The organism is Bradyrhizobium sp. Rc3b, from assembly GCF_900114915.1.
GTDB lineage: Bacteria > Pseudomonadota > Alphaproteobacteria > Rhizobiales > Xanthobacteraceae > Bradyrhizobium.
This window is the reverse complement of sequence record NZ_FOUS01000009.1, coordinates 224,141-239,016: the sequence shown is the minus strand read 5'-3', so window position 1 is coordinate 239,016 and position 14,876 is coordinate 224,141. Positions and strand designations below refer to the sequence as shown.

General features: G+C 65.1%; 17 protein-coding genes. 10 read left to right on the top strand and 7 right to left on the bottom strand.

What is annotated here, in order from left to right:
- Positions 1–18 precede the first annotated feature (18 nt).
- Positions 19–405 (bottom strand): response regulator, encoded by a 387-nt coding sequence (locus tag BM190_RS22485; protein WP_092259122.1) that lies wholly within the window; start codon positions 403–405, stop codon positions 19–21.
- Between the two features lie 245 nt (positions 406–650).
- Between BM190_RS22485 and BM190_RS22480 the strand changes: the two genes are divergently transcribed.
- Genes BM190_RS22480 through BM190_RS22470 form a run of 3 tightly spaced genes read left to right on the top strand, consistent with a single transcriptional unit; the run spans position 651 to position 4,776 of the window.
- On the top strand, positions 651–3,458 hold the full coding sequence (locus BM190_RS22480; protein ID WP_092259119.1) for a PAS domain S-box protein: 2,808 nt from the start codon (positions 651–653) through the stop codon (positions 3,456–3,458).
- Positions 3,459–3,516: 58 nt separating this feature from the next.
- Complete coding sequence (locus BM190_RS22475) at positions 3,517–4,512, top strand: P1 family peptidase (RefSeq protein WP_092259115.1); 996 nt, start codon at positions 3,517–3,519, stop codon at positions 4,510–4,512.
- Positions 4,513–4,563: 51 nt separating this feature from the next.
- Complete coding sequence (locus BM190_RS22470; protein WP_092259112.1) at positions 4,564–4,776, top strand: KTSC domain-containing protein; 213 nt, start codon at positions 4,564–4,566, stop codon at positions 4,774–4,776.
- Between the two features lie 13 nt (positions 4,777–4,789).
- On the opposite strand, the gene BM190_RS22465 is transcribed toward BM190_RS22470, so the two are convergent.
- A complete protein-coding gene (locus tag BM190_RS22465; protein ID WP_092259110.1) occupies positions 4,790–5,581 on the bottom strand; it encodes an EF-hand domain-containing protein in 792 nt (263 codons plus the stop codon).
- A 251-nt stretch (positions 5,582–5,832) separates the two neighbouring features.
- Here BM190_RS22465 and rpe point away from each other — a divergent pair, with 251 nt between their 5' ends.
- From rpe to BM190_RS22445, 4 genes are all read left to right on the top strand, one after another.
- Positions 5,833–6,534, top strand: a complete 702-nt coding sequence (gene rpe, locus BM190_RS22460; RefSeq protein WP_092259107.1) for a ribulose-phosphate 3-epimerase — start codon at positions 5,833–5,835, stop codon at positions 6,532–6,534.
- A gap of 47 nt (positions 6,535–6,581) precedes the next feature.
- Entirely contained in the window at positions 6,582–7,169 is a 588-nt protein-coding gene (locus tag BM190_RS22455) for a hypothetical protein (protein WP_018316547.1), read from the top strand.
- A 90-nt stretch (positions 7,170–7,259) separates the two neighbouring features.
- Positions 7,260–7,400 (top strand): hypothetical protein, encoded by a 141-nt coding sequence (locus tag BM190_RS40610; protein WP_177237224.1) that lies wholly within the window; start codon positions 7,260–7,262, stop codon positions 7,398–7,400.
- A 108-nt stretch (positions 7,401–7,508) separates the two neighbouring features.
- Positions 7,509–7,802 carry a hypothetical protein gene (locus BM190_RS22445; RefSeq protein WP_244550705.1) on the top strand — a complete coding sequence of 98 codons (294 nt, stop codon included), beginning with the start codon at positions 7,509–7,511 and terminating at the stop codon, positions 7,800–7,802.
- A 24-nt stretch (positions 7,803–7,826) separates the two neighbouring features.
- On the opposite strand, the gene BM190_RS22440 is transcribed toward BM190_RS22445, so the two are convergent.
- The 5 genes from BM190_RS22440 to BM190_RS22420 form a co-directional block, all read right to left on the bottom strand.
- Positions 7,827–9,266 (bottom strand): serine/threonine protein kinase, encoded by a 1,440-nt coding sequence (locus BM190_RS22440; RefSeq protein ID WP_092259101.1) that lies wholly within the window; start codon positions 9,264–9,266, stop codon positions 7,827–7,829.
- 6 nt (positions 9,267–9,272) lie between these two features.
- On the bottom strand, positions 9,273–10,013 hold the full coding sequence (locus tag BM190_RS22435) for a metallophosphoesterase family protein (protein ID WP_092259098.1): 741 nt from the start codon (positions 10,011–10,013) through the stop codon (positions 9,273–9,275).
- A gap of 131 nt (positions 10,014–10,144) precedes the next feature.
- Positions 10,145–10,750, bottom strand: coding sequence for a hypothetical protein (locus BM190_RS22430; protein ID WP_018316553.1), 606 nt, complete (start codon positions 10,748–10,750; stop codon positions 10,145–10,147).
- A complete protein-coding gene (locus tag BM190_RS22425; RefSeq protein ID WP_018316554.1) occupies positions 10,743–11,429 on the bottom strand; it encodes a DUF2135 domain-containing protein in 687 nt (228 codons plus the stop codon). Before BM190_RS22425 ends, BM190_RS22430 begins: the two co-directional genes overlap by 8 nt.
- Positions 11,426–12,223 carry a MotA/TolQ/ExbB proton channel family protein gene (locus BM190_RS22420; RefSeq protein WP_092259095.1) on the bottom strand — a complete coding sequence of 266 codons (798 nt, stop codon included), beginning with the start codon at positions 12,221–12,223 and terminating at the stop codon, positions 11,426–11,428. Before BM190_RS22420 ends, BM190_RS22425 begins: the two co-directional genes overlap by 4 nt.
- Positions 12,224–12,422: 199 nt before the next feature.
- On the opposite strand from BM190_RS22420, the gene BM190_RS22415 reads away from it, so the two are divergent.
- The 3 genes from BM190_RS22415 to BM190_RS22405 all read left to right on the top strand — a co-directional run bounded on the left by BM190_RS22415 (position 12,423) and on the right by BM190_RS22405 (position 14,867).
- A complete protein-coding gene (locus BM190_RS22415) occupies positions 12,423–13,793 on the top strand; it encodes a sensor histidine kinase (RefSeq protein WP_092259092.1) in 1,371 nt (456 codons plus the stop codon).
- A 7-nt stretch (positions 13,794–13,800) separates the two neighbouring features.
- Positions 13,801–14,451, top strand: a complete 651-nt coding sequence (locus BM190_RS22410; RefSeq protein ID WP_092259089.1) for a response regulator — start codon at positions 13,801–13,803, stop codon at positions 14,449–14,451.
- A 107-nt stretch (positions 14,452–14,558) separates the two neighbouring features.
- The gene (locus tag BM190_RS22405) at positions 14,559–14,867 is read left to right on the top strand and encodes a hypothetical protein (protein WP_018316558.1); all 309 of its coding nucleotides are present in this window, start codon (positions 14,559–14,561) and stop codon (positions 14,865–14,867) included.
- Positions 14,868–14,876: the final 9 nt, after the last annotated feature.

Here is a 14,876-nt window from a genome sequence, read left to right as displayed (position 1 = left end):
TTTCTTTTCGCGGGCGGTTCAGACGGCCGCAGGCAGCTCGTCGCCAGCCGCGGCCTGGGCTTTCCGAAGCGCTTGCAGGAGATCGTTCGGCCGAAACGGTTTCTGCAGGCAGACCACGTTGGCGAGGTGAGGCGCTTGGTCCAGGAAATCGAGCGTCGTCATCCCGGACACCGCAATGATGGGAAGTCCCGGTGCACGCTCGCGCAGGCTCGCGATGACGTCGACGCCGCTGGTGTCACCAAGGAAGATATCGACGATTGCCGCGTCAAAGGAGCCTTCCGCGAAGGTTTTCAGCCCGGCCGCACCGCTGTCGGCCTCGGCAACCTCGTAACGGTTGACCCGAAGCACGATCGCGACCATCGCGCGCACGTCCTTCTGGTCGTCGATGATGAGAATACGAGGCATGGGAACAACCCCCACAGATTGATCCAAATCGTATGATTCAAGCCTGGAACCCGCCGCGGCGGCAGGGCATTATGACACCGCCCAGTAAAGCGCATCTTACCCATCCCTATTCCGCGCTCCCACCAAAATTAAGTAAGCTGTAACCTTCGGTTGAGTCGTCACTGCAACAGTTCACGACACGCGCCCGGAACGGGCTACCGTGGGGACCGTGGAGATCAAGACTGCCGTATCTTGGAACTGCGGAGATGCTCAAAACGGGTCTGCATGAGATGAACGTGCCTGCGATCGACCGAAGCACATTTCTTTCAACTCTGCCGGCTGCACCGGCCGACCGGACCGCGGCAATGTGGATCGTCGGCGTCTCCTCGATCCTGTTCGCCCTGGCCGTTCCGTTCGCAGGTATCCAGCTGCCGCCGGTCCCGGCCTTCGTCGCGAGCTACCAATCCGCCCTGGCGGTGAGCGACATCATCACGGCAGTGCTGTTGCTGTCGCAGTTTTCGGTGCTGCGGACCCGCGCCCTATTGTGGCTGTCGACCGGCTACCTGTTCACCGCCGCGGCAGCGCTGGTCCATGCCCTCACCTTCCCCGGCCTGTTCGCGCCGACCGGGCTGTTTGGCGCCGGCAGTCAGACCACGGTCTGGCTCTACATGGTCTGGCACGGCGCCTTCCCGCTGTTCGTGCTGGGCTATGCCTGGCTGAAGGAAAAGGACGGCGGCCCCACGATCCGGGGCACGACAAGCAACGTGATCTACGCCATCGTGCTCGGCGTCATCGTGGCCATGGCTGCCTTCACCTGGATCGTCACCGCCCAGCACGATCTGTTGCCGGTCCTGCTCCGCGACAGCCGATACACACCGACCATGATCGGGGTCGTGTCTTTTGTTTGGTCGCTGAGCTTCGCCGCGCTCGTTTCGCTGTGGTTCCGGCGCCCGCATTCGGTGATCGACATATGGCTCATGGTCGTGATGTGCGCATGGCTGTTCGACATCGCGCTGTCTGCGATCGTCAACGTCGTGCGCTTCGATCTCGGTTTCTACGCCGGCCGTCTCTATGGCCTCTGCGCGTCGAGCTTCGTGCTGGCGGTGTTGCTGATCGAGAATGTTCGCCTTCAGGCCCGGACGGTGGGTCTTGTCGGCAGGCTGCGCGAGCAATCGGCGTCGGATCGCGACTTCTATGGCAAGCGCCTCGCGCTGTATGGCGCCGTCGTCGAATCCTCCAACGACGCCATCATCACCCAGTCGCTCAACGGCGCCATCACCGGCTGGAACCGTGCGGCCGAGCACCTGTTCGGCTATTCCGCCGCAGAGGCCGTCGGCAAGCCGATCGACATCATCGTGCCTGAGGACCGCAAGCCGGAAGTCAGGAGCATTCTCAATCGCATCAGCAGCAACGAGTCGATTGCCCAGCACGAGACCGTCCGTCTCAGGAAGGATGGTCGCGCGCTCGACGTCGTCCTCAATGTCTCGCCACTTCGGGCGGAGAGCGGCGAGATCATCGGCGCCTCCAAGATCGCCCACGACATCACCGAGGAGAAGCAATCCAGGGAAAAGCTTCGCCGCGAGATCGAGGAGCGCCAGCGCATCTTCGAGACCTCGCAGGACCTGATCCTGGTCACCGACGGTTTCGGCAATTTCATCCAGGTCAGCCCCAGCGTGAAGGACATCCTCGGCTTCAGCCCGGAAGATCTGATCGGGCACAGCGCCACCGAGTTCATTCACCCCGACGACCTCGATAGAACCCGGGAGGAGATGCGCGCGGCGCGGCGCGGTGCGGTCAAGCGCAGCTTCGAGGCGCGCTACTATCACTACGACGGTCACGAGGTCACGCTGAACTGGATGGGCACCTGGTCCGAGCCGGTGAAGCGTCACTTCTTCATCGGCCGGGATCTCACCGAGAAGCAGGCCGCCGAAGCCCAGTTCCGGCAGGTCCAGAAAATGGATTCCATCGGTCAGCTGACCGGCGGTGTCGCCCACGACTTCAACAACGTGCTGACCGTCATCACCGGCACGATCGGCATCTTGTCGGACGCGGTCGCCGACCGGCCCGAGCTGGCTGCGATCACCAAGCTGATCGACGACGCCGCCGAGCGCGGCGCGCAGCTGACCAAGCATCTGCTAGCCTTCGCCCGCAAGCAGCCGCTCCAGCCCCGCGAGATCGACGTCAATGCGCTGGCGCTGGAAGCCGCCAAGCTGTTGCACCCCACCTTGGGCGAGCAGATCACCATCATGCCGCAGCTCACCGAGGATGCATGGCCGGCTCTGGTCGACCCCGGCCAGCTTTCCACGGCGATCCTCAACCTCGCGCTGAACGCGCGTGACGCGATGCCCGATGGCGGCACCCTGGTGCTGGAGACCCGCAACGTCTTCCTCGACGACGGCTATGCCAGCATGAATGCCGACATGGTCGCCGGCAGTTACGTGATGATCGCGGTCAGCGACACCGGCTCCGGAATTCCGCCGGAGTTGATCGACCGGGTGTTCGACCCCTTCTTCACCACCAAGGAGGTTGGCAAGGGCACCGGGCTCGGGCTCAGCATGGTGTTCGGCTTCGTCAAGCAGTCCGGTGGCCACGTCAAGATCTACAGCGAGGAAGGCCATGGCACGAGCGTCAAGATCTACCTGCCGCGCTCGAGCGGCGTGCAGGAGACCGAGATCGAAGTACTCCAGAACGCGCCCATCACCGGCGGCGACGAGAAGATCCTGATCGTCGAGGACGACGCACTGGTGCGGCAATATGTGGTGACCCAGGTCAAGAGCCTCGGCTACACCGCGCTCGAGGCCGCCAACGGCGCGGAGGCCCTGACCATCATCGACAACGACAAGACCATCGACCTGCTCTTCACCGACATCATCATGCCGGGCAACATGAACGGTCGCCAGCTTGCCGATGAAGCCGCCCGCCGCCGTCCGGACCTGAAGACATTGTTCACCTCGGGCTACACCGAGAACGCCATCGTCCACCACGGCCGGCTCGATTCCGGCGTGCTGCTGCTGGCAAAGCCCTACCGCAAGTCCGAGCTTGCCAAGATGCTCAGGACGGCACTCGCCAGTTGAGCCTGCGTCCTCTCTGCGCTATCGCAGATCGCGAACTGCACTCAACGATGAGGCCGCCTTGAAAAATCTGCTCACCGATATTGCCGGCGTCCGCGTTGGCCATGCCGAAGATACGAAAGTGGCCTCCGGCACGACCGCGATCATCTTCGACCAGCCGGCGGTCGCGGCGATCGACGTCCGCGGCGGCGGACCCGGCACGCGCGAGGACGCACTGCTCGATCTCGCCAACACCGTCGAGCGCGTCGACGCGATCGCACTGTCCGGCGGTTCCGCGTTTGGTCTCGATACCGGCGGCGGGGTGCAGGCCTGGCTCGCCGAGCAGGGCCGCGGCCACCGGGTTCGGGAAGCACTGATCCCGATCGTGCCGGGCGCGATCCTGTTCGATCTGCTCAATGGGGGCGACAAGGCTTGGGGACGTTTCTCGCCCTATCGCGACCTCGGCTACGCCGCGGCGGCCGCCGCCGGCACCGACTTCGCGATCGGCAGCGTCGGCGCCGGCCTCGGTGCCACCACAGCAACGCTCAAGGGCGGGCTCGGCTCGGCCTCGGCGGTGACGCCCGATGGCGTCAAGGTCGCCGCGATCGTCGCCGTCAACGCGGTGGGAAGCGTCACCGTCGGCAACGGACCTTGGTTCTGGGCGGCGCCGTTCGAGGTGAACGGCGAGTTCGGCGGACGCGGCCTGCCGGACAAATTCACAGACGACATGCTCCGCATGCGCATCAAGGGCGGCCCTGCCGCGAACGCGCGCGAGAACACTACCATTGGCGCGGTCGTCACCGACGCGGTGCTGACCAAGCCCCAGGCCAAGCGGCTCGCGATGATCGCACACACCGGCTTTGCCCGCGCGATCTACCCGGTGCATGCACCGACGGATGGCGACGTGCTGTTTGCGGCCGCCACCGGTGAGAAGCCGATCGATCCGCTGGTCGGCCTCACCGAACTCGGCACCGTCGCGGCCAACGTGGTCGCGCGCGCAATCGCCCGCGGCGCCTATAGCGCAGCCGCGCTACCGTTCCCGGGAGCGCTGCCGGCCTGGATGGACCGGTTCGGCTAGAAACGAAACGGCGGATACGGCGTTGTCCTGGCGGGGCCAAGGTGTACCGCCATGCCGTCGTCCGTGATCCGCTTCTTCCGCTATGCGCCGGACACGCGCGAGCTGAAGGTGACTTTCGTTAGCGGACGCCTTTATGTCTACGAGGATGTTCCGCCCGAGGTCGCCGCGGCGTTCAGGGAAACGCGCTTAAAGGGGGCGTTCTTCAACCACGAGATCCGCGACCGGTATGCCTATCGTGACATCACGCACGAATATGCCGGCTGACCTCGGATGCCGCTCACACGCTCATCGACATCGACGAACCGGCAGCCGCCGAAGAGCCTTGCCCGCCTTGCTGCTGCATCAACTGCGCGAACAGATCGTAAGCCGAATTGCGGGGGCTGGAGGCGCCCGGCACCGTCGTCGACATCTTGAAGCCGTCGGCATAGGTGACGGTCGTCGTGGTCGAGCCGTCGGCAGCGGTCGTCGTGGTCGTGGTCGATCCGCCGCCGGACTTCGACGAGGAATCCGATCCATCGCCCGCGCCGCCGGCGCCTTGCGCGTGATGGTGCCCGTGGCCGCTCTTCAGCGCCTTCGACATCTCGTCAAGGCTGACGTTGCCGTCGGCGTTCGCATCCAGCTTCGAGAAGACATCGTCGGCCTGCGCGAGGTTGGTGCCGCCGGCGCCCAGCGCGTCCTCGAACTCGGACTTGGTAATGCTGCCGTCGCCGTCCGCATCGATCTGAGAGAACAGATCCTTGAGCGCAGCCTCCCGGCCCTTCGACATCGAGGACGACGAACTCGACGAGGTCGAGCTCGCCGAACTGCTCGCACCGTCGGTCGACTGGCTCTGCGCGGCGAGCAGCGCGTTCATCGTCTCCGGCGCGATCTGTGGCGGACTGCCTGAGCCGACCAATGAGGTCGTCATGCTGCCCGCGCTGCTGTCGATCGCGAACGGGTTGGTTGCGCCCTGCGAAGATCCGGCCTTCTGCGCCGACCCGGCCTTCTGCGTCGACGAGGACGACTTCGAATTCGTCAGCGACTGGATCGCGTCGAGCGCGCTGGACACGGCGCCAAGGGCTAACAGCATTGCACAACTCCAACCGACGCGGCATGCCGCGGCCAATGTTCTGTCGGGTAACGTCAGCAAGCGTCATGCCAGCGCAAAAAGTTCAATGAAATCCGCCGCCACGCACCTTCGACGGCCCGGGAACACCGGCAAATCATGCCGGTCGCGGCAGAAATTTCCGCCCACAGGAAGCACGCCTGCCCTGCATTGCCGACCACGGAGGCCCATGTTAGCGAGGCCCAATCTTCTTTCGGCCGCCACGGGAAACCGCCATGACCCAAGCCTTCGCCCCCCGCCCCCTGGCAATCGCGCCCTCGATCCTGGCCTCGGACTTCTCCAGGCTCGGCGAGGAGGTGCGCAGCGTCGACGCCGCCGGCGCGGACTGGATCCATCTCGACGTGATGGACGGTCACTTCGTCCCCAACATCTCGTACGGCCCCGACGTCATCAAGGCGATGCGCCCGCACACGAAGAAGGTGTTCGACGCACACCTGATGATCTCGCCCTGCGACCCCTATCTCGAGGCCTTTGCGAAAGCCGGCTGCGACCACATCACGGTGCATGCGGAGGCCGGTCCGCATTTGCACCGCTCGCTCCAGGCGATCCGCGCGCTCGGCAAGAAGGCCGGCGTCTCGCTCAATCCCGGCACACCGATCAGCACGCTCGAATATGTCCTCGACCTCGTCGACCTCGTGCTGGTGATGTCGGTCAATCCCGGCTTCGGCGGCCAGGCCTTCATCCCTTCCGCGATCGGCAAAATCCGCGACATCCGCGCGATGACGGCCGGACGCCCGATCGACATCGAGGTTGATGGCGGCGTCGGCCCCGATGTTGCGGGCGCGCTCGCCGCGGCCGGCGCCAACGCCTTCGTCGCCGGCACATCCGTGTTCAAGGGCGGCACGCTGGACTCGTACAAAGCCAACATCGCCGCGATCCGCAACGCAGCACTGGGGGCACGCGGCGAGGCGATCTGAGACCATCGCTGTCCGAACCGGAGCTGCTGCCGCTGCGACCAACGGGGATGGATGAACTCCGCGCCACTCCGTTTTCTGCCGGCCTGCTTCGTCTTCTCGCCGAGTCCCTTCAGGATGGAGAGCAAGTGGTCTGGCAGGGGCAGCCCGACGGCATCGCGCGCGCGGCAATGTGGCGATTTCTCTGGTGTATCGGATTTCCCTGGTTGTTGCTGACCGTCATCGCCGTCAGGAACGATTGGATCGACCAAGCGACCCAACCTCTCGCGATGCTTGGAGTTGGGATTGTTGCAGCTCCGTTCGTGATGCTGCTGCAAGACCTGCAGACGCTTTATGTGATCACCGACCACCGCGCGCTGATCGTGCGCACGGCCTGGAGCAGACGCAGCGTGACGGCTACTTCGTTCGACGCCATGGATGCAGTGTTCGAAATCCTCGACATCGGCGGCGGCGTCGGCCACCTCAACTTTGCGTCAGGGCGCTCGACCCGTTCGCCCGATACCGACTACACCGGGCGCTATGGGTTTCGCTGCGTTCGAGACGCACGGCGCATCCGGGATATCCTCGATCATGCGCGCACCGGCAAAGTAAGTCGGTCGCACCTGGAAAGAATTGCGGCTTCTACGGGTAAAGCTTAAAATTGTAGCCTTCGTCCGTACTCATCCGGACTTCACTGATTCGTGCAAATCACTGCAAGTGATTCCTGCCTGTTTTTGCGGGAGCACATCATGACGACGACCCTGGTTTGGACTGGCGTGGCGTTGTGGATTGGTTTCAGTGCGTTTGTCGTGCTCGGCCCGTCGGCCGGCCCGGTCGAGGCTCCGGCCCGTTCGGCCCGCAACATCCGTCGCGCCCGCGACAGGGGCTGACGTCCATGCAGATCGCTCTCGTGAAGCGTCAGCCTAAACGCAGGTGCCGGATTCGACGGCGCCCGCATCCGAGCCTCGATTATTTCTTCGGCCGCCTCGAGCGAGCCGATGGCGCACTCGACGACGATGCCGGGTTCGACTGTTCGGACCTCGATCATTCGTTTCCTTCGCGGCGCCGACACTGAGACACTCTTTTCCGGACCACCTCCCATGAAACCGCACTGCCCGAACTGCCTCAAGGAAATGACCAAGGCATCCGCGTCGCGTAACCTGTTCAATTGCGAGCCCTGCCGCGAGATCATCCAATATTTCGGCGGCAGTCCGGATCACGGCGAGCCCGGCCCGCAATTCTGTTGGCCAATCCGCCGCAAGCGCACCGTTCACTCCGTCCACGCGGCCTGATCCAGCCTCAAGTCGACAGGCGGCCTATCCCGGCACTTCGCCGGCATTGGGCTCGCCGGCGTCCCCAGCCATCCGCGGCGGCCGCACCACGGTGACGGTGCAGGCCGCTTCCGAAGCCACCTTGGCCGAGACGCTGCCGAGCAGCGTGCGCCTGAACGAGCTCTGCCGCGCGCCGATGATGACGTGGTCGACCTGGTTGACCTCGGCGAACTCCAGGATCGCGGCGGCGGGATCGACCGCCTCCAGCACATGAGCCGACAGCCGGCTCTCATCCAGCTTGAGCGGCGTCGCCCAATGCCTGAGCGCGACCAGGCGGTCGATATGCTTGTTGGACCCCTGCTCGTCCAGGGTACGGTCGATCGCGATCCGGTTCAGCTTGAGCACGTTGACACAGGCAAGCCGTGCTGACGGCAAGGTGGCAAGGATGCGCTCGGTGGTCACGCGCAGCGCCTCGTTCAGCTCCGGTGCGCCTTCCACGGTGTCGAGCGCGACGGCGAGGATGGGGCTCGATGCGATCTGGGCGGCGACATCCGATTTCGCGCGCGGCGCCATGACGCCCTGGTTGAAGCGGCGACGCCATGCGACGCCGATTGGGTCGCGTTTCACCCGCTCCGAGCGCGCGGTGAGCTTGACCTGATCCGGATGGGCGAGATCGAAGGCGAGCTGGGATGCCGTCGGATAGCGCCATACCGGCTCGATCTCGAGACACCGCAACACTATTTCCTGAAGCCAGAGCGGGTAGTCGGTGCGCAAGCTTCGCGGCGGATACGGATCGCGCCACAGCCGGCGCCGCATCGCGCCCATCGTCTCGCCCTCGCCGAACGGCCGCTCGCCAGTCGTGAAGAAATAGAGCAGCACGCCAAGCGAAAACAGATCACTGCGCGGATCGTCGCGCACCCCTGACAGCCGCTCGGGCGCCATGTAGGGCGCGGTGCCGTAAGGCAGGCGGAATTCCTCCTGCAGAAGATCCGGCAGGTGGTTGTGATGCGACAGGCCGTAGTCGATCAGCACCGCCTCGCCGGTTTCGCGGAACATGATGCTGCTCGGCTTGATGTCGTGATGGATCACGTTCTGGCGGTGGAGATCGGCAAGCGCGGTTGCGATCTTGGCGACGAGCTGCCGCGCTTCATCGTAGGGCAACGGCAGGTCAGGCAGCCGCTTGTAGAGCGTGGTCCCGCCGATGCGCTCGATCACGACATAGGCCTGGTGCGCGAAATCGCCGGTGCCGAAACAGGCCGGGACGTGGGGACCCGCCAGCCGCGGCAGGATCATCATCTCCATCTCGAAGGAGACGATCGCGGCAGGATCCTCGCCCTCCGACACCCGCGGGATCTTCATCAGCAAGGGTACATCGATGCCGGGATGGGTGACCGTCCACAACGTCGCCATGCCGCCGGCATGAACGCATTCACCGATGGTGTAACCATCGATCAACGCACCGGATTTGACCAGGGGCTTCGGCATCGGCCTCTAGCGCCCCTGCGAGAGCCGATCGGCGAGCCAGTGCGGCAGGCCGTTGTCGCGAATCCTGTCCGCCGCGGTCCCGATGTCATAGGGCGCGCGGCAGTAGGTGATCTGGCACGATTCGGTGTCGAACAATACGAAGGCTGCCGACGGATCGCCGTCGCGGGGCTGGCCGACCGAGCCGAGCACGGCGAGCCATTGCCGGCCGCGCAGAAGCTGCACCGGAACGTCGGTCTTCGGCACGAAGCTCGTCATCTTGGCCGTCACCGACATCGAATAGAGCGCGGGACGATGGATGTGGCCGCAAAACGTAACATGAGCGGGCGTTGCAATCAGGCTCTTGGCGGCGTCCACCGTCGAGCGGACATAGTGCCAGCGCTGGGGGCTGGAGGCTTCCGAATGCACGAAGAGACGATCGCTATCCTCCACCAGCATCGGCAGTTCGGTCAGGAACCGCCGCTGCGCGGTATCAAGCCGGCCGCGGGTCCATTCGATTGCGATTTGCGCCTCGGCGTTCATGGTCTCCGTCGAGGAATTGACCGCCTGGTCGTGATTGCCGCGGACGGCGATCGCACCCTGGGCAACGAGCTCCATCGCGGTATCCACCACCCATTCCGGATCGGCGCCATAGCCGACGAAATCGCCAAGCAGGACGAACCGCTCCGCGCCCCTCGCGCGGGCGGCCTTCAGGCAGGCCTCGAAGGCCTGTCTATTGCCATGGATATCCGAAAAGACCGCTAGGAGCACGCACCCTCCACCCTCCAATTCTTATTGAAGGCCGGTAAGGCCAAATTGAGGGAGGTCAAAACCATGCGCCAGCGCCGCGCCGTTTACCAGCGCAGCCTTGTGGTGATGATCCTGCGGCGATGACGAAGGGCCTATTGCTCGTCCTTTGGCGGCATCCGGGGCGGCGGTATCGGCGTGAACACGGCGCCTTGCGCGCCTGCCGGCGGGGCAAGGAATTCGCCGGTCGAGGAATCGCCGCCGGTGGTCTCCAAAATGGTCTTCGGCGTCACATATTCGCGGACCATATCGATGAGGCTGCCATCGCCGCCGCCGAAATCGGCGGCGCGGCCGCCTTGCGGATGTCCCAGAGCGATCTCGTTCTCCGCGGCATGGGTCTTGTCGGCGAGCCTGTCGTCGTAGGGCACGCGGAAGGCGCGCGGAATGCCGCTCGGGCGATTGTCCTCGTCCAGCTGCTCGACCCACAGATAGATCGAGCCGGGGTCACCCTGAAGCGAATGCGGCTCGACGATGCGGGACTTCAGCAGCTTGAACGTCGTCGGCAGCCGGTCGGTGCTGGCCCAACCGAGCAGGCCGCGCATCTCGCTGAAGCTGACGATGTAGAACGCGCTGGTGACCACCACCGCGACCGCCTTGAACGACCAGTGCAGCCGCCCATAGACCAGCACGATCAGCAGCAGCGCACCGATCACGGCATAGGCAACCGACAGCGTGAGGATGACCGTTTGCAGATTAGTCACGGCGTATCCTCTTGGCGTTACTGCTCACCCCGGTCCTCGGGTCGAGATCGGCCCCGTTGCGCCAGCTGCTGCGGAACGTCTCCAGCAGCGATTTCGGCCGCTGGTCCACATTGACGACCTTGCCTTCGGCGTCGATCCGGAACCGCACCGCGGTCTTTTCGTCGCCGGTGTGATCGAGCGTGAACTTGTTGTCGAAGACCACCTGCGCGGTCGGATTGAGCTTCTGCACCTTCACATTGGCCGTAACGGGCTCACCTGTCGTCGCCACGAAATGCGAGACGTTGACGGTGTATTCGCCGGCGAGGATGCCGCGCACGGTGACGATCTCCTCGCGGATGGGCGAGGCGATCTTCTTGCCAGCGACGATGATGAAGTCGTTGGCCCCGCCGCGGTCGTCGCGATCGAGCGTCAGGAAGCCGGCCTCACGATGGCGGTACCAGGCGATATTGCCGGCGGGATCCTGCACGAACAGGTCGAGATCGTCGGGGTGGCTGTCCGGCCAGTCCAGCGTGATCATGAACTCCGCCTTGGAGTCGATCTTGCCCTCCTTGGCATCCGGGGAGACCGCGAGCAGCGCAAGAAAGAACAGGAACGCGATCACCTGGAGCGCCTTGAACAGCATCACGCCCAGCGGATCGAACGGCTCCTCGCGCGGATAGAGACCGAAATCATCCATCATGACGGGATCCCGGCACCCTTGATCCCAGACCCCTTTTCAGACCCCTTGCGCTCCAGCACCGGCGTCACATAGGTCTCGGTCAGCACCACCGCATCCGAGAACACCCGCTGGGTCGCGGCATCCAGCATGTAGTACTGGATACGGACCAGGATCGAGCCGACGAGGCCGGCGAGCGTCGTGTACATCGCGACCGCCATGCCGTCGCTCATCAGGCCCATCGAAGAGCGCATCGCGACCTTGTCGGCGGCATCCAGCCCCGCGATCGGCGCCAGCATGATGATGAAGCCGACGATGGTGCCGAGCAGGCCGAGCTTCATCAGCGTATCCGAGACGAAGGCGCCGAACCCATTGGAGCCGCGCAGCCGGTCCGCGAGCGTCCGCAGCAGCAGCGTCTGGTCGACCGGGCGGTAGCCCTGCGCGGCCGCTTTCGTCAGCAAGCTCTGGATGTGGTCGCGCACCAGGCCGCGCGGCAGCGCCGCCGCGCTCGCATCGAGCACCTTGCCGCCGTCAGGCGCGGCGAGCGCCTCGCGGCAGCGCCTCGCCGCTGCGCCTTCACGCGCGATCGCCCGCGTGCGCAGGAAGCAGTGGCCGCAGGTCAGGACATAGAGCACCGCGATGACGCTCGAAATGTAGGTCCGGTCCGAGGTCAGCATCAGATGGATCAGGCCGAACCGCCACAGCAGCACGACGGCGAAGATCGAGAGCCCCGTGAAGATCATCCAGAACAGGAGCGCGCTGCGCTCGGATGGGTCGGTCGCGGTTCCCGCGATCGGTCCAATCGTGATCGAACTCATGCTGCACTGCTCCCGGCCCGCAACGATTGGCCTGCAAAGATTTCCGGTCGATTAGATCAAAGCCGCCGTATCAGGTCCAAAGACCCATGCCCAATCCGGCTTGGGAAATTTGCCCGAGCAGCAGTCCCGCCACACCCCGCAATTGGCAAGGCGCGGCGGCGTTGTTAGGCTGAGCTTATCAAACGTCGGGGATGATCGCATGCGCCTCGTGCTTCAGCTTGTCGCCCGTCTGCTGCTTATCGTGGCCCTGTGCCTTGGCGCGGCAACCATATGGGCCACATTTGACGCCTATCGCAGCGTCGACCGGTCCACTGCGGCCTCGGCGCAGCGGGTCGCGCAGGCGCTTCAGGCGCTGTATTGGCGCGAGCTTTTGTTGCGCAGCAGCAGAGCGCGCGAGCATCTCCTGCCCGTTCCGGACTGGCGCACCCTGGAGACCATGAAGCTGATCTCGCCCGGAGTCTGCGTCGAGTTCCAGCCAGCCGCGGCATTCGAGAAGCCGCTCTGCGGCCAGAGCGAAGGGCTGGGCAAGACCCCGCCGCGCTGGTTCGCCGCGATCGTGCCGACCTTCCTCGGCAGCCACGCCGAGGTGGTCCGGCCCGTCAGTCCACGCGCCGCGACCGCCGGCACCGTGGTCGCGACGCCGGATGCCGCGGCCGCCATCTCGCTTGCCTGGGAATACATCCTCAACGTGATCGACGTCGCGCTATTGATGGCGGCGGCGATCGCGCTGCTGGCTTCGCTGGCGATCGCGCATGCGCTGGCACCGGCGCGCACGATCGTGACCGCCCTGCAGCGCATGGCGCGCGGGCAGTATCGCACCAAACTGCCGCGCTTCCGCTCCATGGAGCTGGCGATGATCGGCAGCGCCGTCGACGAGCTCGGCGGCCGGCTGGAGGAAGCCACCGAGCAGCGCGCCGCGCTGACGCGGCGCTTGATCGAGATCCGCGACGACGAGCGCCGCGCCCTCGCCCGCGAGCTGCACGACGAGTTCGGACAGAATCTTTCCGCCATTCTCGCCTTCGCCAACACGATCGAAACGGCGAGCACGAAAGACAACCGGGATAATGGCATCGCGCAGGATGCGCGCATGATCTCGCAGGCGACCCATCATCTGATGGCATCGCTCCGCGATGCGCTGAAGCGTCTGCGCAATCCCCTGCCCGAGGAGCTCGGGCTCGAGGCAAGCCTCGTCAACCTCGTCGACAGCTGGCGCTCGCAGAGCGCGGCGCGGCCGACGATCCAGCTCGATCTCAGGGGTGACCTCACTGACATCAGCGGTCCGGCCGCCACCACGGCCTATCGCGTGGCCCAGGAATGCCTGACCAACGCGCTGCGTCACGGTGCGGCGCGCGAGATCTCTTTGCGCATCGAACGCCGGGCCGGCGAGGACGACGCGCTGCTGATCCGCGTTGAGGACGACGGCGGCGGTGATGCGGAGCGCGTCTCGCAATCGGCCGGCTTCGGCCTGACCGGCATCCGCGAGCGCGTCACGGCGGCCGGCGGATCGCTCTCGATCCTGCCCGCCCGCGGCGGCCTCAGTGTCGCCGCCACCATCCCACTCGCCGCGTGAGGGCGGAATGAGCGAGGTTGCAGCAACAGGCATCTCCGTGCTGCTCGTAGACGACCACCCGATCGTCCGCCAAGGCTATCGGCGCGTGCTGGAAAGCCAGGGCGACCTGCATGTCGTGGCGGAGGCCGACAACGCCGCGGACGCCTACGGCGCATTCAAGGCGCATGATCCTGATGTCGTCTTGCTCGACATCTCGATGCCCGGCGCGAGCGGGCTGGAGGCGATCCGCAACATCCGCGCGCGCAGTCCGCGGGCGCGGGTCCTCGTCTTCACCATGCACAACGAGGCCGTGCTGGTGAAAGCCGCCTTCAGCGCGGGAGCCAGCGGCTTCGTCACCAAGAGCAGCGAGCCGTCCGCCGTCGTCACCGCGATCCGCGCCGTCGCGCGCGGCGAGCGGGCCATGAGCGACGATATCGCGCACATCCTCGCCGAGGACAGCCTGTCGGCGGGCTCAGCGCTGGATCAGCTGGGCGAACGCGAGATCGAGATCCTGCGTCAGTTTGCCGGCGGCGCCACCACCGAGCAGATCGCGACGCATCTCAATCTCAGTGTGAAGACAGTGCAGAACTACCACTATTTGATCAAGACCAAGACCGGCGCGCGCACCGACGCGCAGCTGGTGCGGCTCGCCGCGACCTGCGGGCTGACGAAGATCTAGCAGCGGGGCTGCCGCTTTCCCCACGTCACTTGAAGATTTCGAATCTGCCGGGCCCGATGGAACGGAGGCCATCCGGCTCCGGTTAGGAGTAGAGTGGAGGAATCGCCATGAGTAAGGCTCATCACAAGGCAGTCGACCATCCCCCGATCATCACCGTAGGCGAGCTCATCGATGAACTTTGCCGCCTGCCCGATACGGCCGTCGTCCACTTCCGCTGCCCCATGCTCGAGCAGGAGCTGACATTCTACCGCCTTCGAAAGCGGTCAAAGGATGCCGTCGAAATCGCGGTCAATGCATATCCGGAGAGCCCGCCAGTCGTACCGGCGACCAACGGCGGTGCGTTTCAGCCGCGCAGGCACGCAACGGCCGCGCCCCCCGTTCGGGAGAGTGCGCTTCTTCACAAGGCAAGAGGGTGAGATAGGCCT